Raw genomic sequence first — 17,923 nt, 5'->3', positions numbered from 1 at the left:
GCCCTCACGCCCGTTTGACGATCTTCCCGTCCTTCATGACGAATCGCACGTCGCGTGTGGTGGTGATGTCGACGCTCGGGTCGCCCGGCACGGCGATGATGTCGGCCAGGTAGCCCGGAGCCAGGCGGCCGAGTTCGGCCGCCGCGTCCAGCAGGTCGGCGCTGACCACCGTCGCCGCCTGCAGTGCCTGCATCGGTGTCATTCCGCGCTCGACGAGCGCGCCGAGTTCCCTGGCGTTCTGCCCGTGCGGGATCGCGGGGGCGTCGGTACCGCAGGCGATCTTCACCCCGGCCGCAATGGCCTTGGGCAGCATCGCCTTTGCGCGGGGGAAGACCTCGAGCGCCTTCTTCCGCAGCTCCGGCGCGATCCGGTCGATGGCCATCGCATCCGTCAGATACGTGGTCGACACCAGAAAAGTGCCGTGGTCGACCATCATCTGGAGCGTTTCGTCGCTGGCGAGGAAGCCGTGCTCGATGCAGTCGATCCCGGCGCGGATGCAGGCCCGGATCGCGGTGTCGCCGACCGCGTGCGCGGCCACCCGGACCCCGGCGCGGTGCGCCTCGTCTGCGATCGCCGCGAACTCGGCATCCGAGTACTGCTGTGCGCCCGGTGCGGTGCTGTGCGACATCACCCCGCCGGACGCCGAAACCTTGATCAGCTTGGCGCCGTGCCGGATCTGGTAGCGCACACATGCGATCACGTCGGGCACGCCGTTGGCGATACCCTCGGCAACGGTCAACGGCATGACGCCCGGCGCCAGGCGTTGAAACACGGTGGGGTCCAGGTGCCCCCCGTACGGCGTGACGGCATGCCCGGCGGGGTAGATGCGCGGACCCGGATGCCAGCCCTGGTCGATCGCGCGTTGCAGGGCCACGTCGAGCAGATAGCCGCCGGTCTTGACCATCAGACCCAGGTTCCGCACGGTGGTGAATCCGGCGTCGAGCGTGGTGCGGGCGTTGACCGCGCCGCGCAGGGTTCGGTAGGCCGGGTCGTCCTGTACCCCGTGCATCGGGGTGGGGAGACCCTCGGGGCTGCCGGGCCCGCCGATGAGCAGGTTGAGTTCCATGTCCATCAGGCCGGGCAGCAGAGTGACGTCGCCGAGGTCGATCTCGGTGCCCGGGTCGGGCAGCGGTCCTTCCGGGTTCACAGCAGTGATGCGGTTGCCGTCCACCACGATCACCGCGGGCGAATGAACGACCCCCGCGGCGACGTCGGCCCAGCGGGCCGCCCGCAGAACCGTGGCCCCGGACCCGGCCTCGGCCGCGGCAGTCACGGGACGGGCTCGGCGACGCAGTCCAACGAGGTGGCACCGGAATCGGGAACCCGCGGCTGTTTCCAGCACTCGACCGAAAAAGACACCGTCACCATGGAATAGAGCAAGTGCATCAGGTTCAGTACGTCCTCGGGCATGTCATCGAGGGCGAACTTGTCGCAGTAGGAGATCGCCTCCTCGGCCCGTGCGGTGATGGCGTCGTAGAAGGCCTGCATCTGGGTCATGTCGCTGCCGAGGCGCTTGGCGTAGCGCTCCGGTTCAGAGCCCAGACACCACTCCGAAAACTGTTCCAGGTCGGCGAATTCCGACGGCAACATGCTTGGCATGGCGCTCACACTCCGGCTGTCGTGCGCTGGTAGTCGTCGATCCACGCGGCGGTCTCCTGGTGGAAGTGACGCAGCAGAATCTCCTGGTCGCACAGGTGGAACTCGGTGACCACGCGGGACTCGATCGAGGTTTGGGTCGCCTCGAGGGTGTTCGCGTCCTGCAGGCCGTACTCCTTGAACGACGCGGCCGCCAACTCCTGACCCAGCCGTTCGCGAGCGGTACGGGGCTGCGGAAAGTACAGCGTGCACTCAAAGGTGTGGGTGTTGAACGAGGTCGGCCAGTAGTGATACGTCAGGTACCAACCTTGACTCCAGAACAAGATGACGAAGTTCGGGAACAGCTGAAATGAATCCAGACCCCACGGATCACATTTGGCCGGGTTGAGGCCGACCGGCATCTCGCCGAGATCGGGCTTGTCCCACGGGCCGAACAACCCGCTTTGGCAGATGTCCTCGATCGGCTTACGCATCTCGTCGGCCATCTCCCAGGCCCGCACTCCGGAGGTGCTCACCAACCGATGCGGGCCCTCGATCTGATAGTGGGGTGCCTCGAAACCCGACTCGGCGGCGGCCTTCGAGTAGGCGGTCGGCGACTGGTTCGCATGCAGTACCGGTGCGTGGTAGAACTCCTGGAACGCGTCCATGTAGAGCTTCCAGTTCGCCTTCACCTCCGAGCGGTAGGTGAACCGCGAGGTCAGCTTGTCGAAGGGATAGCCCTCCAGGTCGGTGATCATCGGTCCGAGAAACTCGGGCAGCGACTGCTCGGGGGTTTCGGCGAAGTTGACGAAGATGAACCCGGCCCACACCTCGCAGTGCACCGACACCAGTCCATAGCGGCTCTTGTCCAGGTCGAAGAACTCCTCCTCCTGCTGGACGAAGGTGAGATTGCCGTCCAGGTCGTAACGCCAGGCGTGGTATTTGCAGATGAACTGCCGACACATCCCGCTGGTGTCTTCCAAGGGCATGTCGTCCCAGACCAACTTGTTGCCGCGGTGCCGGCACACGTTGTGGAACGCGTTGATGGCGCCGGACTTGCTGCGCACGACGATGATCGACGTGTTGGCCGCCTTCATCTCCTTGGTGAAGTAGCTGCCGGTGCGGGGCACCTGTTCGACGCGGCCGACGTTGAGCCAGGCCCGCTTGAAGATCGCCTTGCGCTCCAGTTCGTAGATTTCGGGACTGATGGAATCCTCGTAGGACACCGGTCCGGTGCCGAGTTCGGGGTAGTGCTGCGTCCAGCTGCCTTCAGCTGGTTTGGGAAACCGAGCCATGCCCGCTCCTCTGCAATTCGACCTCAAAGAACGCCGGCGCAGGGCTGCGTACCAGCGGACCCCGTCTGCAGTGCGCCGTAGGTTCTTCCGTCGCTGCGGGCAGGGCTACCGGCTCCGACCGTAGCTCGCAGCCGCCAAGATGACAAGTAGTTGATACTTAATCGCCGTCATGGTGTTTTGCGCGCGCCACAATGGCCGGCGGCGCGGCCGGCTCAATCCTGCAGGAACGAACGGCCTTCTGCTGCAACACGTTCAAGCATCGAACCGGGACCGTCGACGGCCACGCGCCGCAGTCATCCGCGCCGGCCCTTGTCCGACAGGCGCAGGTGCTCTAAAGTCTCGTTATGCAAGTACGTCTTGTTATGCAAGTAACTAGTTGGAGGTTGCCATGAATGACGAACGGAAGTTGATCGTGGAGCGTTCCGGTCCGGTGACCACGGTGACGTTGAATCGGCCCCGGGTGCACAACGCGTTGGACCGCGACCTGTCCGAGCAGCTCAACCACGCCGTACGGGAGATTCGCGACGACCGGGAGTGCCGGGTGGTGGTGCTCCAGGGCGCCGGCGACACCTTCTGCGCCGGCGATGACGTCGCCGAGTTCAGTAGCTGGGACGAGGAGATCGCCGGCCGGCAGATCCGGCTGTACCAGGAGACCGCGAAGATCATCGAGGACTTGACGAAGATGACGATCGCGAAGGTCGATGGGATCGCCGTCGGCGGCGGCCTCGAACTCACCCTGGTCTGCGACTTTGTGGTGGCCACCGATCGGTCGCGGTGGGGGATGCCGGAAATCGATTGGGAGATCACCCCGGGGTGGGGCGGCACCAGTCGGCTGGCCGGGTTTGCCGGGCGCCGAAAGACCAAGGAGTGGAACCTGATAGGTGCCCTCTTCGACGCCGCGACCGCGGAGAAGTACAACCTGATCAACCGTCTCACCACACCGGAGCAACTCGACGCCGAGGTCGAGGCCTTGACCGAGGTGTTGTTGGAGAAGAACCCACGCACCCTCGAGAGGACCAAGAAGTGCCTGAACTACGGCGCCGACAACATTGCCGTCGGCCTCGCGCTCGAGGCCGAATGGATCGGTCGCCACAAGACCGACGGGGTCTCCGACTTCCGGGACCGGGAACGTCGTCAGCAGCGGCGACAGCGATCAAAGACGTTCTGGCAGGACTGATCCGAACTGCAGGCGGTAGGCTGATTCGGTGTCGGACCTGGCCGAGTCATCTGCGCCGCTCAGCTGTTCGGTGTTCGGCGCCGTCGAGGCCATTGGGGATGCCTGGTCATGGTTGCTGCTCAGCGACGCGATCATCGACCGCACCCACCGGTTCGATGCGTTTCAGAACCGCCTGCAGATCGCGCGCTCGACCCTGAGCGCGCGCCTGTCGTCGTTGTGCGCCAACGGGTTGATGGCGCAGGACGGCCGCGACTACACCCTCACCCCGGCCGGAGCCGACTTCTTCATGTGCGCGATGACCGCGATGGCCTGGGGCGATCGTTGGTATTCCGACGGCGAACCGGTCCCGCTGCGGGTGGCTCACATCGGCTGTCGTGACCGGATTCGGGCTGAGCTGCGCTGCGCCGCGTGCAACGAGGTGATCCACGCGCGTGACGTCAGCTTCGACCGGCGACCGGGCGCGCTCGACGCGGGCCCGGATACCGCCGCGCGGCGGCGCGCGCCCAATCTGGATCTGCTGCAGCGCCCGCGGCGCAGTTCCATCGCCGCCACCCTCCAGGTCCTCGGCGACCGCTGGAGCGCGCTGATCATCCGCGAATTGTTCTACGGCACGGCCCGTTTCGAGGAGTTCCTGCAACACCTCGGTATCGCCACCAACATTCTGAGCCAGCGCCTCCAGCACCTCGTCGACCATGGCATCATCGAAAAGCAGGCCTATCAAACACGGCCGCCGCGCTACGAATACCGGCTCACCGCCAAGGGGCTGGATTTGTATCCGGTGCCGTTGTCGATGTTGGCTTGGGGGGACCGGTGGTTGGCGAAGGGGCAGCCACCCGTTCGACTGACCCATCTTCGATGCGGCGAGGCGTTGTCGCCGCGGCTCAGTTGCAGCGAATGCGCCCGGCCTCTCACCCGATCCGAGGTCAGCTTCGTCCGCCGGCACTAGTGGGGACGCCGAGGTCAGCTACCGGGCCACTCACCGGTCGCCCGCTCGAACAACCGGGCACCCTGCCGGTCGATCACGGTCTTGACCACCGAGAAGATCGCGCCCTGAATGGCGGCGGCCAGCAAGATCTCCTTGAACGGGTACTCGGTTTCCAACGGCTGGGGCGGATCGGAGTTGTCGCCCGGGGAGGCGCGCCGCCACACCTGCTTGAAGATGACGCTGGCAAGCAGACCGCCGACCATCGAGCTCACCAGGCCCACGGGCCGGTACAGGATTTTCGCGGACGTGCTCGGTTTGTTCGGCATGGGATGTGCTTCCTTTCGCAAGCAGGGAATGGTCAGCGGCGACGACGCCAGAGCACGACGCCGATGATGAGGGCGCCTGCGGCGATCAGGGCGGCCACCGGAACCGCCGGTTTCACCGTTCCGGTGTCGGTGGTGAGCGCTTCACGGGTGGCGAGTTGGGCGGCGTGCGCCTTGTCGGCTACTACCTCGCCGGTGTGCGAGGCCTGCTCGCTGAGCCGCTCCTTGGTCTCGGTCAGCTTCCGCTCGGCCCGGGCCTTCACGTCGGCCTTGGCTGCCAGCGCTTCCACGGTCTGGCCGAGTTCATCGCGAGTCTTCTCGATGTCGGCCTGAATCTCGTCGATATCGGCGTCCGCCCCGGGCTCGTCGTTGCGGTCGGGTGGGGGTGTGTTCTCAGCGTTCATGTCGAGCGCCCTTCACTTCCTCGATGTCCTGTTTCACGTTGGCCACGGTCCGTTCCGGGGTGGGGGAGGCCTGCTCGAGTTGTTTTTTGCTGACCAGAGCCGCGATACCGGCGCTGACGAAGAGGATGGCGGCAACAATCAGCGCCGCCGCCCACACCGGTACCGCCAGGGCGAGAGCGGCTATGGCGGCGGTGACCACACTGGCCAATCCGAACATCGCCGCGATCCCGGCGGCGCTGATGATGCCGGCGCCACGGCCGGCGTGTTTTGCCGATTCGGTGAATTCGCGTTGCGCCAAGCGCATCTCGTCACGCACCAGCCGCGTGGTCTGAGCCGACAACTGCGCGATCAGCTCCCCGATCGGCGCATCGGCGTCGGGTTTCGGTTGCATCTCGGCCTCCCTGCCCTCTTGGCCGGCGGACCCCCACCGGCCACGCTGCACTGTGGCTGAAGGTTCCCGGTACCGTCGTCGGCCAAACGTGCACGCGGCAATCAGGACGGCGGATAGGGCAGCCCGACGTCATCGGCGAGCAGGCTTTGCACCACGATCATCGCGGCATTGGAGCCCGCGGCGATTGCGCCTGCGACGTGCGGATGCTCGGTGCAGACGTCACCGGCGGCGAATACCTCAGGTGAATCCGTCCTGAACAGCTCGTCGACGCGGATCGCATCGGGCGACAGCGGGCCGGAAGTGCAACTGGCGCCCAGCTTTTCGGCCAGCGGCGACCGCTGTTGCAGCGGGGCCTCCACCAGCAGCCCGTCGCGCGGCAACGGCGGGCCTTCCGCGAAGGTCAGCTCGGTGAGTTTGCCCGCGCTGCCGACCACGCCGACGAGCCGGCGTTCATCGACGGCCACACCGGCGTCTTGCAGCAGTCGACGCTGGTGGGGGTCGAGGTCAGCGGGACCGTCGGTCACGGCGACGACATCGTCGCTCCAGCCTCGGAGCATCAGCGCGGCGTGTACCGCTTCTTCGCCGTTTGCCAGCGCGGCCAGCCGCTTATCACGCATCTCCCACCCGTGGCAGAACGGGCACTGGAACACCGTCGTGCCCCACAATTCCGCCAGACCCGGTAGATCTGGCGGGCAGTACTGCATGCCGGTGGCGAGTAACACCCGTCGGGCCGCGACGCGGTGACCGTCATCGAGACGAAGCCCCAGCCCGTCGACGGTCCGGGTGCCGTCCAGCACCTCCCCGGGGCGGTATTGGACGCTGGGATAGGCCTTCAGCTCCCGACGGCCGGCTTCGTAGAACTCGGCGGGTGGCCGCTGGTCGTAACCGAGCAGTCCGCCGATGACGGAGGCGGCGCGGTTGCTCTGGGCGTCGGCGTCGATCATCAGGGTCCGGCGCCGCGCCCGGCCCAGCACCAATGCGGCGCTCAAACCCGCCGCCCCGCCCCCGACGACGACGCAATCCCATTCCGCGCCCATCGCAGGCTGATATCCAGTAACGCAGAAGTCCAAACCATAGACTCGATGCCCAGAATCGCGCCCGTTCCGTGAGCAGCGGGCCGACCAAAGGGGAAAGGGCGGAGTATGGCGACGCAATCGGATCGCGACCTGGCGGCACGAATGGCCGAGCTGGCCCGAGCGACGGCGGCGCGACGCGCGACCGAGGATGTGCTTGCCGAGGTCACAGCTGCGGCCGTGGAGCTGATTCCGGGGGTGGACACGGCGGGGGTGCTGATGATTCGTCGAAACGGTTTCGAGTCCCTCGGCGGCACCACGGACATACCCGAGCGTCTCGACGAATTGCAGGTGAAGTTCAACGAAGGGCCGTGCATCCAGGCGGCACTCGACGATTTGGTGGTGCGCACGGAAGACTTCCGGCAGGAGACACGGTGGCCGCAGTATTCGCCGGCGGTAGTGGAAATCGGTGTGCTCAGCGGTATCTCGTTCAAACTGTTCACCGCCGAACGGACCGCGGGGGCGCTCAACCTCTTCGGATTTCAGCCGCACGTATGGGACAGCGACGCTCAGACCGTCGGTAGCGTGCTGGCCGCCCATGCCACCGCGGCCATCTTGGCAAACGAGCACGGGCATCAGCTCGAGACGGCGCTGCTGAGCCGGGACCGGATCGGCCAGGCAAAGGGCATCATCATGGAGCGGTTCGACGTCGACGACGTGCGCGCGTTCGACATGCTGCGCCAACTGTCGCAAGAGAGCAACATCAAGCTCGCCGACATCGCGCAGAAAGTGATCGACAGCCGCCTGCGGTGACCTCGCCGACGCCCCTTAGTTCACCGCGGTGCGTGCGTGCTGGTCGGCCTGCTCGCAGACTCCGATGGTGGTTGTCACGTGCGGTCCGTAGAGCACCTTGAACTCGACATCAGCCAGGGTGCACCGCTGTTTGAGCGTCCCGAGCATCCGGTATCCCTCGCACGAGAAGAACCGTACACGGGTGAGGTCGAGAACCAGACGGTGGCAGACCAGCACCTTGCTCAGCACGTAGTCGCGCACTTCGCAGGTGTGGGCCGCATCGATGTCCCCGGACACCAAGACCCGTGCGAAGTCGAAATCCTGCCAGTCCGTGGCTATTTCGGGTTCCGCACGGCGAAAACCGGTACCCGGGGGAGTAGCTCGCCCTCGGGAGCGTCGCCCAAATGGATCCGTGGTGAGGATATCTGTCATATCTGTCAGCCCTATCGCCTCAGCGTCGAAACTGTGGGTGGCGATGTGTCGCGATCGCGACCCGGACGGCTGCTGCTGAACCGTCCCTCATCCTACCTGGCTGCCGTTCCGGATGCAGGTGAAAGGCGTAAAACCGCGGGATGCGAGCCGAGGATTTCGCCCGAGGTCGCGTGCTCAGGACGCCGAATCGTCGACGGTACGCTGCGCTGCGGCTTGCGCTGCGAAGTACAGCACCACACCGACGGCCAACAGGATGGCCGCGAACAGCCACACCTTGGCCGTCTGCTGGGTCAGCAGCAGGACGCAGGAGGCCACCCCCAGCACCGGAACGCCGGTCCACACCCGAAAATGGCTGTGCTCCACGCTGTCTCGGCGTAACACCAGGACTGCGACGTTGGTCGCGATGAAGACGAACAACAACAGCAGCACCACCGTTTCGGCAAGGGTGGAAAGGTCGCCGACCAACGTGAGCAGCATGGCGACCCCGGTCGTGGCGAGGATGGCCACCCATGGCGTGCGGCGCTGCGGCAACACCCGGCTGAGAACCCCCGGGAGCAGGCCGTGTTCGGCCATTCCAAACGCGAGTCGACTTGCCATGATCATCGTCAGCAGCGCCCCGTTGGCCACAGCGATGAGCGCGATCGCGCTGAATGCCCAGTCGGGAAAGCCGAGCCCGGACGCGGCGACAACATCCAATAACGGGCCAGAGGACTGGGACAGGTCTTCGGGGGCCAACACCACGGAACTGGCGATCCCCACCAGGACGTAGACGATCCCGGCGGTGATGAGGGCGCCGAAGAGTGCCATCGGGTAAACCTTGCTTGGGTTGCGGATCTCCTCGGCGACGTTGGCCGAGGTTTCGAAGCCGACGAACGAGTAATAGGCGATGATCGCCCCCGCCAGGATCGCGACCGCCGGCACCGATCCGTCGGGTAACTCGCCGAGGCGACCGACGTCGCCGCGACCGCCGCCGAGCACTACGGCCCCGGCGATGATCACGACGAGGAGGCCCGTCAGTTCGACGATCGTCATGACCACGTTGCTCTTGACCGATTCGCTGATACCGCGCGCGTTGAGCGCGGCGATCAATGCCAGGAACACCACCGCAGCCGCTATCGGCGGCACGTCGATGAAGGTCGTGAGGTAGTCACCCGCGAACGCCAACGACAGCCCCGCAGCACTGGTCACGCCGGCGGCGAGCATGCAGAACCCGACGAGGAAGGACACCAGGGGCCGGCCGAAGGCACGCTCGGCGAACACCGCCGCGCCGCCGGCCCTCGGGTACTTGGTGACCAACTCGGCATAGGAGCCTGCGGTCAGCAGCGCCAGGAGCAGCGCCACCAACAGCGGCGCCCACAATGCGCCGCCGACCTTGCCGGACAGCACACCCATCAGGGCGTAGATGCCGGCCCCCAGCACGTCGCCGAGAATGAACAGGAACAACAGCGGCCCGGTGATCTTGCGCTTGAGCTTGCTCTCGGGCGGTCCGCCCTCCCGTACGTTGGCCGTCGCTGCCGATGCCATCCCCGCCTCCTGTGCTGCTTGTGGGCATAGAGCGCCGCGGCGGCGCCGGTCCCGAGTACCCCTCGCGGGCCCCAGGTATGCATAGCTGCCGCCGGGCCGATCCGGGAGGCGGGGGCACATCGGCGGTGGCAGGGCGCGTTTCGTGGGTGCGATGCCGGACACCCGGGTCGGCATGACGTTCGGCCACGAGTTCATCGGGGTGGTCGAGGAGGTCGGTCCGTCGGTACAGAACCTCAAACGCGGGGACCGAGTGATGGTGCCGTTCAACGTCTTCTGCGGATCGTGTTACTTCTGCGCGCGCGGGCTGTACTCCAACTGTCACAACGTGAATCCGAACGCTACGGCCGTCGGCGGCATCTACGGCTACTCCCACACGTGCGGGGGGTACGACGGTGGGCAGGCGGAGTTCGTCAGGGTGCCGTTCGCCGATGTGGGCCCCGCCGTCATCCCGGACTGGATGGACGACGAGGACGCACTGCTGTGCACCGACGCCCTGTCCACCGGCTACTTCGGTGCCCAGCTCGCCGACATCGCCGAAGGCGATACCGTCGCGGTGTTCGGGGCGGGTCCGGTCGGGCTGTACGCCGCGAAGTCGGCCTGGTTGATGGGTGCGGGCCGCGTCATCGTGATCGACTACCTGGAGAATCGGCTGGCCAAGGCGCGGACGTTCGCGCAACAGCAGACCGTCCCCCGGTTCCGGACAGCGATGCCCTGCGGGCCCGCATCCCCGGCTGGGGTGTCGACCTCGACCCCAACGACCGACCGTCGGTCCCGCGGCTGAAGTTCGATCCGGCCGTCACCGGGGCGCACTGGGACCTGCCCGAGCAGCAGCCGGAGAAGTGGCCGCGGGAACGGTCGATCGAACACGAACGCCTGACACCGGTGTTCGGCACGGCCACCCCACCGCGGGGCCTGTCCGGCATGGTCCGCAGGTACGCCTACCGCTACAGCGAGGCGCGCGCCGCCCACTGGCTGCTGCTGTTGGGTGCCGACCGCATCAACGCAATCGAGAGCCATGTGGCGTCGCTTGTCAGCCTGCGTCCGGACAACCCGATTACACAGACCGGCATCAGACGTGAATTCACCCACAACGGGTGGAAGGCTCGCGTGGGCACTCCCCGCGTCGACAACTCCCATACCTTGATGGATCCGCTGCTCATCGCCGGGCCGTGGGTGCTGGTGGGGTGCTGTTGAGCCAGGCCGGCAAGGCCGCGGTGAAGCATTAACCACGCCCGGACCGGCGCGCTCGGGTTTGAACATTGCGCAAAACGAGCATGCAGAGGGCCGAGCCCCAGCGTTGTGGGTGATATCGGGACGTCGCACGTGTATTGACCGCCGCGACGTCGTCCCCAAAATCAACAGGAGAAATGTATGAGTGAGCACGACAAGGCCGGCCAGGCCCGCAAGGGTTTGATCGATACCGTCAAGGGCAAGGCCAAGGAAGTCGTCGGCGCGGTTACCGGCAACGACTCGCTGACCGCAGAAGGCCAGCTCGAACAGGTGCAGGCCCAGGAACGCAAAGAGGCCAACACGGTTGACGCGGTCGCGGATGCCGAAGCTGCCGCTGCCCGGATCGAGGAGACCGAGGCCCGTCAGCGCAGCGCCACCGCGCAGGGTGCAGTGAGCGCCACCACGGCAGCCGTCGAGGAATCGGTGGAACAACAGCAGGCCGCACAGAAGCAGGAGGCCGAACGGGCTGCCCGTCAGGAGGCCGCGCAGGAGAAGGTGCGGGCGGAAATCGACGCTCAGCAGCAGGTGCAGGGCGCCCAGGCCCAGGAGCGGGCCGAGGTCCGCGCCGCCACCCGGGACGTCGTCGACGCCGTTGACGAGCATCGCAACGAGGTGAAAGAGGCTGAAGCCGACCGTGCGGAAGCGGAGCGACTCAGGCAACGTGCCGACACCCTGTCCGACCAAACCGACCGTCCCTGAACACGCGAACCCTAGGAGTCAACAAATGAAGATCATCGAAGTTCCGCGCACCGTGTTGCGGTTCCAGTATCAGCTTGTCCGCTTTCCACTACAGCTCATCGGGGATCGCGTGATGTCGCGGATGGGTGAAGAAGCACCGGCCCGCCTGTTCTACGAGCGCTCGCTGGGCGTATTGGACGCCACCGTTGGTAACGCCTTGGCGGAGCCCGACTTGATGCGAGAGGGTGCGGCGCTGGCCAAGAGCAGCGAGGTGCGGGGCCGCGCGGCGGAACTCGATGCGGCGGCAGCCGAGAAGAAGGAGCAGGCAGACGCCGAGTTGAAGGCCACCCGCGACGCGGCGGTCGAGGACCGCCAGGAAGCCCGCGCCGCAACGGAAACGGCAGTCGCAAACGCACAGTCGACGGCCGCGCAGCGCAAGAGCGCCGCGACCACCACCGCGGAGAACCGCGCCGCCGCAGCCAAGAAACAGGCCGATGATGTCGCTGCCCGCCGCAAGGAGTCGGTGGAAGCCACCAAACGGCGGGAACTGGACGGAATCCGGGCCGCGGAGAAGAAGGCCGCCGCGGACGCGGACGCCAAGCGCCAGGATGCGGCTAAGAAGCGTCAGGCGGCCGAAACCAAACGTGCGCAGGCCGATCGGGTCGAGGAACTGGCGGACGTCGAGAAGCAGAAGCGGCAATCGGAGCGGGCCAAGCAGTCCTGATCCGACGCTGATCCCTGATGGAGCTCACGGTCACGTTCGTCGGACGCCACGACCCTGATTTCGGCCGGTGGCATCACGGTGCTCACCGACCCGAACTTCCTCCATCAGGGTCAGCGTGCCTATCTCGGATACGGTCTGGTCTCCAAGCGGCGGAAGCCGCCGGCGCTCACGGTGGCCGAGTTGCCGCCCATCGATGCGATTGTGCTGTCGCACCTGCACGGCGATCACTGGGACCGGGTCGCGCAGCGCGGCCTGGACCACTCGCTCCCCGTCGTCACAGGAGAAACTGCTGAAGTTGGGTGCAAAGCTTGAAGCGGCAAAGAGAATCGCGCCGGCTCGGCCGCACCCGGACACCCCGCCGAACCCGACCGTGCTGAAGACCATGGGCATGGTGACCGCGACCGTCGATCACGTTCGGGACGCGTTTTCGGGGCGGGCTTCAGAGAATCCGCCGGATCCGCAGATCCACTGAGTTGGCAGCTGTGAGGTGGCCGTCGTTGGGCGGCGGCCACCTCACATTTTTTCGCCGGGCAGCTCGCTGGCCTGCTCGATCCAGGACCGCAGCTGGGCCTCGTCGAGTTCGTCGTCTTCGTGGATGTCGAAGTAGCGCACCTCGTCGTGTTTGGACGACTTCGGTGGTTGCGGGTTCAGCGAGCTGCCCCGGAAGAATTGCACCTGAACGTATTTGGTGTAACACCGGAACGACAGGAACCACCCGCCGTCCGGCTTGCCGTAGAACGGCTGGTTCCATTTCACGGCCTTGTGCACGTCGGGAACCGTCTGCGCAATCAGGTCGTCGAGACGTTCACCCAGGCCCCGTTTCCACTCGGGCATGGCGGCGATGTAGTCCTGCACCGGACCGTCGCCCTCCCCCTTGGGGATCTGCGGGTTGCCGCCCGAAAGTAACTTCGGTTGTTTGGCTTTTTCGCGATCGGTCATCGATGCACCTCCGCTGAGAGTTCGGCGTCCCGCGGGCAACTATGCCGGATCTCGCATTGACGGTCGCCGAGTTCGACGAAATGCCGAAAGCCACTCGCCCCAAGCGACCCAATCTCACCTTTGGGCGCCAGGTCAGGCGAGCGCGGCCAGCGCGGTTTCCGGGTTGTACCCGGCGAAGCGATCCAACTCGCCGTCGCGCAAGCGATTCACCCACGCGGGATCGGCGAGCAGCGCCCGTCCGATCGCCACGATGTCGAATTCGCCGGCCTCGAACTGATTCACCAGGCGGTCAACCGGCGCGGGTTGGATGAGCTGCCCCTGCTTCTCGCTGCGGAACTGCGTCTCCAGGCCCACCGAACCGACTGCGATCACCGGCAGCCCGGTCAGCTTCTTCGTCCACCCGGCGAGGCTCAACTCGGGGTCGTGGTCCGGGAAGCCGGGCACGTAATGCCTGCGCGTGGAGGGGTGGAATGCGTCGACCCCGGCGTCGACCAGCGGCGCGAGCAGTTCCTGCAGCTGTGTCGGGTCATCGGCGATGCTCGCCGCGTAGTCGGTGCCCTTCCACTGGGAGAAGCGGAAGATGATGGGGTAATCCGGTCCGACGGCCTCGCGCACCGCGGCCACCACCTCGGCCGGGAAACGGGTCCGTGCCGCCAGCGGCCCGCCGTATTCGTCGGTACGCAGATTCGTTTTCTCCCAGAGGAACTCGTCGAGCAGGTAACCATGGGCACCGTGTAGCTCGACGGCATCGAAACCGAGTTCGCGGGCGGTTGCGGCGCCGCGGGCGTAAAGGTCGGCGACCTGGGGGAGTTCGCCACGCTCGAGTGCCCGGCCCTTGGGCTGTCCAAGGCCGTCGACGCCGGACGGGCTCACCGGGACGACACCGTCGGAGTCGCTGCGTTCCCCGCCCTGATGCCACAGTTGCGCTGCGATGGTCCCGCCTTCGGAGTGCACAGCGGTTACGACGCGTCGCCAGCCGGCGAGGACCTCGTCACCGGCCAGCGTTGGAATGCTGAACGGAAAGGCCGCGGCAGGGTCCGGCAGCCGCACCCCCTCGGTGATGATCAGTCCCACGCCCCCCGCGGCGCGGCGACGGTAGTACTCGGCCACATCGGCGCCGGGAACGCCGTGCGGGGAGGCCTGCCGGGTCATCGGCGCCATCGCGAACCGGTTCGGCACCGTCAGCGAGCGGAGGGCAAGGGGTCGGAAGAGATCAGCGATAGCCACGGATCAGTGCAACGCGGCGACACCGATGTTGATTCCGCCGCGTCCCGGCCCGAGAATTTCCGTCCCGACGCCGGCCCGCGGCATCGTAGGCTGAGGCATGCGCCTGTGGAGCCATGCCGTCGGAGTTTTCGTCAGTGCAGTAGCCCTCGTCGCGACGGGATGTGGCAGCACCGCCGGCACCCCGGTGGCTGAAACCGGGAACGAGCCGGCGACCTCCCCGACCACTACCTCGACTCAGACCACGACGTTGCAGGCGGCGCCGGCGGCCCCGACCGGTGCGCCCGTCGGCACCGCGGTCCTGGCCGTCCGAGGCGGCGACGCGCGGGTGACGATCCGCTACCGCATCAACGAGGGCCCCGAGCAGACCGAGACGAATGTGGTCCTGCCCTGGGAAAAGCAGTACGACGTGTACGAAAAGCTGGAGACCGAAGTCAGCGCAGACGGCGGCGACGCCGAACTCATCTGCACCATCACCTTCGACGGCGATCAGCTGGTGTCCTTCGTGACCGAGCCGCGGCCCACTTGCAGCTTCGCCTACTGGGGTTGACCAGAGCTCAGATCGGGGCCACGCGATCACGCCACGGCAACGCCGCCTCGAGTTGGGCAGCGAGCCGGATCAGCAGCGACTCGCCGGCAAGCGGGGCCACCAACTGAACGCCCAGGGGTAGACCGTCCGCGGTCCAATGCAACGGCAGCGAAATCGCCGGGCGGCCAGTGAGATTGGCCAACTGCGTGTACGGCACCCAAGCCAGGTTCTTGTCGACCATGTCGTCGACGATCTTGGTGTAGCGCAGCAGGCCCGCGGTGCGGGTCTTGATCAGCACGTCCGCGCCCCGCTGCAAGGCAACGGGCAGATCGAACTCGCCGATCTGCGGCGGCGGGGTCGCCAGCGTCGGGGTCAGCAGCAAATCGTAGGACTCGAAGTAGGTGCTGAGCTTGCGGGTGTGCTCGTGGCGGCGTTGCACGGCAGCCAGATAGTCGACGCTGCTGGTCGCCCGGCCCAGCCCGGCCAGAATCAGCGTGTCGCGCTCGAAGGATTGGTCGCCGGCGCCCGTCACGCGCTTGGCCTCCGCGAGCTCCCACGCGGTGTAGACGAACCAGGTCAGCAGGAAGTCCCGGGCAAGGGCGGCGTCGTCGAACGGGGCCCGTGGCAGTTCTTCGACGTGGTGCCCGAGGTCGGTCAGGGTGCGCACCGCGTTTTCTACCGCCGCGAACGCCTCGGGGTGCGGGTCGGGGTTGATCGCCGTCGGGACCCGCACGCCGATTCGCAGCTGGCCGGGATCCTGCCCGACGCATGATGCGAACGGCTGCGTCGGCATCGCGGGGGCAAAGGGCCCGCAGGGTTCGCCCCCGGCCAGGACGTCGAGCATCGCCGCGGTGTCACGCACGGTCCGCGAGATCACCCCATGTACGGCCGCCCCGTGCATGGACTCGCCCGTCGCGGGACCCGACGGAGTCAACCCGCGGCCGGGCTTGAGACCGACCAGACCGCAACTGGCCGCGGGAATGCGGATCGAACCGCCGCCGTCGCTGGCACCGGCGCACGGCACGATGCCCGCGGCGACCGCGGCCGCCGACCCGCCCGAGGACCCACCCGGGGTGCGGTGCAGATCCCACGGGTTGCGGGTCGAACCCCACGCCGCCGGTTCGGTGATGCCCTTGGCGCCGAACTCCGGGGTGTTGGTCTTACCGAAGATCACCAGCCCGGCATCGATCCAGCGCTGCACGACGCTCGCGTGTTCGGCCGCGGGCCGCCTCATCAGCGCACGGGACCCGGCCGAGGTGGGCAGCCCCGCGTAGTCCTGCGCGAGATCTTTGATCAGGAACGGAACACCGGCGAACGGCCCGGCCGGTCCCCGGCCGGGATCGGCGGGTACGTCTTGGACGATCGCGTTGATCCGGGGGTTGACCGCCGCCGCCCGCTGCTGCGCCAGTGCGAGCAGTTCGGCCGCCGTCACCGCCTTGTCGGCGACCAGTTGTGCCAGCCCGGTGGCGTCGTACGCGCGGTATTCGTCGATGTTCACGCCTCGACCGTAAACGCAGGCCAGCCGTCATGGGCGGTCCCCGCGCGCGGTGGCGAAGATGGAGGACTCGATCCGGGCCAAATGCCGATCACGTTCACTCCGGGTCCGAAGCGGGGACAGTAGGTGCCGCTCGACCAACCCGCCCGTTGCGGTGTCGGCTTCGGGGGATTCGAGGTCGCCCAAGCGGGAGTGCGGATCACGGCGTGGATAATTCGCAAGGTGGTTGAGCGTAGGGATTATTTTTCGGCGGCGATCGACATCCTCGGGGAAGTCGAACACGGCGGACTGAAGATGGCGCCGCTATGTCGGCGACTGGATGTCACGACCGGGTCCTTTTATCACTACTTCAAGAGCTGGGCGGGTTTCAAGACCGCGCTGCTCGAGTTCTGGCTCGACGAGCGGACCGTCCTGCTCGCCGACGCTGCTCGCCGATACGACGACGCCGAGCAGGCCGTTGCCGTCCTCGTCGATTTCGCCTGCGAACTGCCGCACCGTGCCGAGGCGTCGATTCGGGCGTGGTCGCACAGTGACCAGGAGGTTCGTCGGATCCAGGCCGCTGTCGATGAGCAGCGGTACCGCGTCACCTTCGAGATGGTGCTGCGACTCGTGGACGATCCGCTCGAAGCGCACAGCCTGGCGCGGCTGGGGATGTTCGTTCTCACCGGGTACCAGCAGACCCAACCATTGCCCGACATCGAGGACTTACGTAGGTCGCTCTACCTGGTGCTGACCGAACTCATCAGTTCCAGGGCGACGCTGCGAACGAAACCGCCCCGCCCCTGATCCGCTGGGTCGTCCAAGGTTTCGCGGGCGTGTTCAGCGCGCCAGCGGACTGTAGAAGACCAGCCCGTTGCCCTTGTTGTCGTACACCACCGCGCGTCGCTCGTGCGCGTCGTCGTACGGGCCCTTGACGATGCCGCCGCCGCTCGCCTCGACGGCCTTGGCGGCGCCGTCGACGTCGGTCGTCTTGATGCCGACGACGACCTGACCGGGTATCGGATGGTCCACGGCCGTGGCCAGCCCGAGGGTCACCGATCCGCCATCCAGCGCGGCGAAGTGGGCGCCGTCGCGGAACTTCACGGCCATGCCCAGGGTTTCGCTGTAGAACCGGATCGACTCATCGAGATCATCGGTGGACAGCACGATCATTCGAACCTCATGGTCCGGCACGGCCCCTCCTACAGTCAGGTTTCGTAACAGACTAGGACGAAACCGTGCGCTGGCGAAACGCAGCCGGATCTGCTTGATAC

The 17,923-nt window shown here is 66.6% G+C and carries 21 protein-coding genes and 3 pseudogenes; 11 read left to right on the top strand and 13 right to left on the bottom strand.

The window, feature by feature from the left end:
- Positions 1-4 precede the first annotated feature (4 nt).
- From RCP80_RS24425 to RCP80_RS24415, 3 genes are read right to left on the bottom strand one after another with little or no spacing between them, the layout of a single operon-like run.
- Positions 5-1,273, bottom strand: coding sequence for a metal-dependent hydrolase family protein (locus tag RCP80_RS24425; RefSeq protein WP_308480143.1), 1,269 nt, complete (start codon positions 1,271-1,273; stop codon positions 5-7).
- Positions 1,270-1,599, bottom strand: coding sequence for a hypothetical protein (locus RCP80_RS24420; protein ID WP_308480142.1), 330 nt, complete (start codon positions 1,597-1,599; stop codon positions 1,270-1,272). The genes RCP80_RS24425 and RCP80_RS24420 overlap by 4 nt, the downstream gene beginning before the upstream one ends.
- Before the next feature lie 5 nt (positions 1,600-1,604).
- Positions 1,605-2,870, bottom strand: a complete 1,266-nt coding sequence (locus RCP80_RS24415; protein WP_308480141.1) for an aromatic ring-hydroxylating oxygenase subunit alpha — start codon at positions 2,868-2,870, stop codon at positions 1,605-1,607.
- Positions 2,871-3,258: 388 nt separating this feature from the next.
- Between RCP80_RS24415 and RCP80_RS24410 the strand changes: the two genes are divergently transcribed.
- Both RCP80_RS24410 and RCP80_RS24405 read left to right on the top strand, forming a co-directional pair.
- Positions 3,259-4,047, top strand: a complete 789-nt coding sequence (locus RCP80_RS24410) for an enoyl-CoA hydratase/isomerase family protein (protein ID WP_308480140.1) — start codon at positions 3,259-3,261, stop codon at positions 4,045-4,047.
- A gap of 28 nt (positions 4,048-4,075) precedes the next feature.
- Complete coding sequence (locus RCP80_RS24405) at positions 4,076-4,993, top strand: HxlR-like winged helix-turn-helix transcriptional regulator (protein WP_308480139.1); 918 nt, start codon at positions 4,076-4,078, stop codon at positions 4,991-4,993.
- 14 nt (positions 4,994-5,007) lie between these two features.
- Here RCP80_RS24405 and RCP80_RS24400 read toward each other — a convergent pair whose 3' ends face one another.
- The 4 genes from RCP80_RS24400 to RCP80_RS24385 all read right to left on the bottom strand — a co-directional run bounded on the left by RCP80_RS24400 (position 5,008) and on the right by RCP80_RS24385 (position 7,127).
- Positions 5,008-5,298, bottom strand: coding sequence for a DUF4235 domain-containing protein (locus tag RCP80_RS24400; protein WP_308480138.1), 291 nt, complete (start codon positions 5,296-5,298; stop codon positions 5,008-5,010).
- Positions 5,299-5,330: 32 nt separating this feature from the next.
- Complete coding sequence (locus RCP80_RS24395) at positions 5,331-5,699, bottom strand: DUF3618 domain-containing protein (protein WP_308480137.1); 369 nt, start codon at positions 5,697-5,699, stop codon at positions 5,331-5,333.
- Positions 5,689-6,090, bottom strand: a complete 402-nt coding sequence (locus RCP80_RS24390) for a phage holin family protein (protein ID WP_308480136.1) — start codon at positions 6,088-6,090, stop codon at positions 5,689-5,691. Before RCP80_RS24390 ends, RCP80_RS24395 begins: the two co-directional genes overlap by 11 nt.
- Positions 6,091-6,191: 101 nt before the next feature.
- The gene (locus tag RCP80_RS24385) at positions 6,192-7,127 is read right to left on the bottom strand and encodes an NAD(P)/FAD-dependent oxidoreductase (protein WP_308480135.1); all 936 of its coding nucleotides are present in this window, start codon (positions 7,125-7,127) and stop codon (positions 6,192-6,194) included.
- Positions 7,128-7,268: 141 nt separating this feature from the next.
- Here RCP80_RS24385 and RCP80_RS24380 point away from each other — a divergent pair, with 141 nt between their 5' ends.
- On the top strand, positions 7,269-7,916 hold the full coding sequence (locus RCP80_RS24380) for a GAF and ANTAR domain-containing protein (protein WP_308480134.1): 648 nt from the start codon (positions 7,269-7,271) through the stop codon (positions 7,914-7,916).
- A gap of 15 nt (positions 7,917-7,931) precedes the next feature.
- On the opposite strand, the gene RCP80_RS24375 is transcribed toward RCP80_RS24380, so the two are convergent.
- Together RCP80_RS24375 and RCP80_RS24370 are read right to left on the bottom strand one after the other, a co-directional pair.
- On the bottom strand, positions 7,932-8,192 hold the full coding sequence (locus RCP80_RS24375) for an STAS domain-containing protein (protein ID WP_308480133.1): 261 nt from the start codon (positions 8,190-8,192) through the stop codon (positions 7,932-7,934).
- A gap of 309 nt (positions 8,193-8,501) precedes the next feature.
- A complete protein-coding gene (locus tag RCP80_RS24370; RefSeq protein WP_308480132.1) occupies positions 8,502-9,851 on the bottom strand; it encodes an APC family permease in 1,350 nt (449 codons plus the stop codon).
- 145 nt (positions 9,852-9,996) lie between these two features.
- Here RCP80_RS24370 and RCP80_RS24365 point away from each other — a divergent pair.
- The 6 genes and pseudogenes from RCP80_RS24365 to RCP80_RS24340 form a co-directional block, all read left to right on the top strand.
- Positions 9,997-10,536 (top strand): annotated as a pseudogene (locus RCP80_RS24365) (alcohol dehydrogenase catalytic domain-containing protein); the annotation flags it as partial.
- Positions 10,537-10,562: 26 nt separating this feature from the next.
- Positions 10,563-11,045 (top strand): hypothetical protein, encoded by a 483-nt coding sequence (locus RCP80_RS24360; protein ID WP_308483007.1) that lies wholly within the window; start codon positions 10,563-10,565, stop codon positions 11,043-11,045.
- A gap of 177 nt (positions 11,046-11,222) precedes the next feature.
- Positions 11,223-11,780, top strand: a complete 558-nt coding sequence (locus RCP80_RS24355; RefSeq protein ID WP_308480131.1) for a CsbD family protein — start codon at positions 11,223-11,225, stop codon at positions 11,778-11,780.
- A gap of 25 nt (positions 11,781-11,805) precedes the next feature.
- The gene (locus RCP80_RS24350; RefSeq protein ID WP_308480130.1) at positions 11,806-12,483 is read left to right on the top strand and encodes an IF2 family translation initiation factor; all 678 of its coding nucleotides are present in this window, start codon (positions 11,806-11,808) and stop codon (positions 12,481-12,483) included.
- Between the two features lie 17 nt (positions 12,484-12,500).
- Positions 12,501-12,762, top strand: a pseudogene (locus RCP80_RS24345) (MBL fold metallo-hydrolase); the annotation flags it as partial.
- Positions 12,758-12,955 (top strand): annotated as a pseudogene (locus tag RCP80_RS24340) (hemerythrin domain-containing protein); the annotation flags it as partial. The pseudogenes RCP80_RS24345 and RCP80_RS24340, both read left to right, overlap by 5 nt.
- Positions 12,956-12,996: 41 nt before the next feature.
- On the opposite strand, the gene RCP80_RS24335 reads toward RCP80_RS24340, so the two are convergent.
- Positions 12,997-13,422 carry a DUF1801 domain-containing protein gene (locus RCP80_RS24335; protein WP_308480129.1) on the bottom strand — a complete coding sequence of 142 codons (426 nt, stop codon included), beginning with the start codon at positions 13,420-13,422 and terminating at the stop codon, positions 12,997-12,999.
- Positions 13,423-13,554: 132 nt separating this feature from the next.
- Positions 13,555-14,649 (bottom strand): NADH:flavin oxidoreductase, encoded by a 1,095-nt coding sequence (locus tag RCP80_RS24330; RefSeq protein WP_308480128.1) that lies wholly within the window; start codon positions 14,647-14,649, stop codon positions 13,555-13,557.
- A gap of 97 nt (positions 14,650-14,746) precedes the next feature.
- Between RCP80_RS24330 and RCP80_RS24325 the strand changes: the two genes are divergently transcribed.
- The gene (locus tag RCP80_RS24325) at positions 14,747-15,196 is read left to right on the top strand and encodes a hypothetical protein (RefSeq protein ID WP_308480127.1); all 450 of its coding nucleotides are present in this window, start codon (positions 14,747-14,749) and stop codon (positions 15,194-15,196) included.
- Between the two features lie 7 nt (positions 15,197-15,203).
- On the opposite strand, the gene RCP80_RS24320 is transcribed toward RCP80_RS24325, so the two are convergent.
- Positions 15,204-16,673: an amidase gene (locus tag RCP80_RS24320; RefSeq protein WP_308480126.1), complete on the bottom strand. Its 1,470-nt coding sequence runs from the start codon at positions 16,671-16,673 to the stop codon at positions 15,204-15,206.
- A gap of 219 nt (positions 16,674-16,892) precedes the next feature.
- Here RCP80_RS24320 and RCP80_RS24315 point away from each other — a divergent pair, with 219 nt between their 5' ends.
- Positions 16,893-17,456 carry a TetR/AcrR family transcriptional regulator gene (locus tag RCP80_RS24315; RefSeq protein ID WP_308480125.1) on the top strand — a complete coding sequence of 188 codons (564 nt, stop codon included), beginning with the start codon at positions 16,893-16,895 and terminating at the stop codon, positions 17,454-17,456.
- A gap of 33 nt (positions 17,457-17,489) precedes the next feature.
- Here the strand turns inward: RCP80_RS24315 and RCP80_RS24310 are convergent, their stop codons facing one another.
- Positions 17,490-17,843, bottom strand: coding sequence for a VOC family protein (locus RCP80_RS24310; protein ID WP_308480124.1), 354 nt, complete (start codon positions 17,841-17,843; stop codon positions 17,490-17,492).
- Positions 17,844-17,923: the final 80 nt, after the last annotated feature.

The organism is Mycolicibacterium sp. MU0053 (assembly GCF_963378095.1).
Taxonomy (GTDB): Bacteria; Actinomycetota; Actinomycetes; order Mycobacteriales; family Mycobacteriaceae; genus Mycobacterium; species Mycobacterium burgundiense.
The sequence above is the reverse complement of the archived record's forward strand: the minus strand, read 5'-3'. Positions and strand labels throughout refer to the sequence as shown.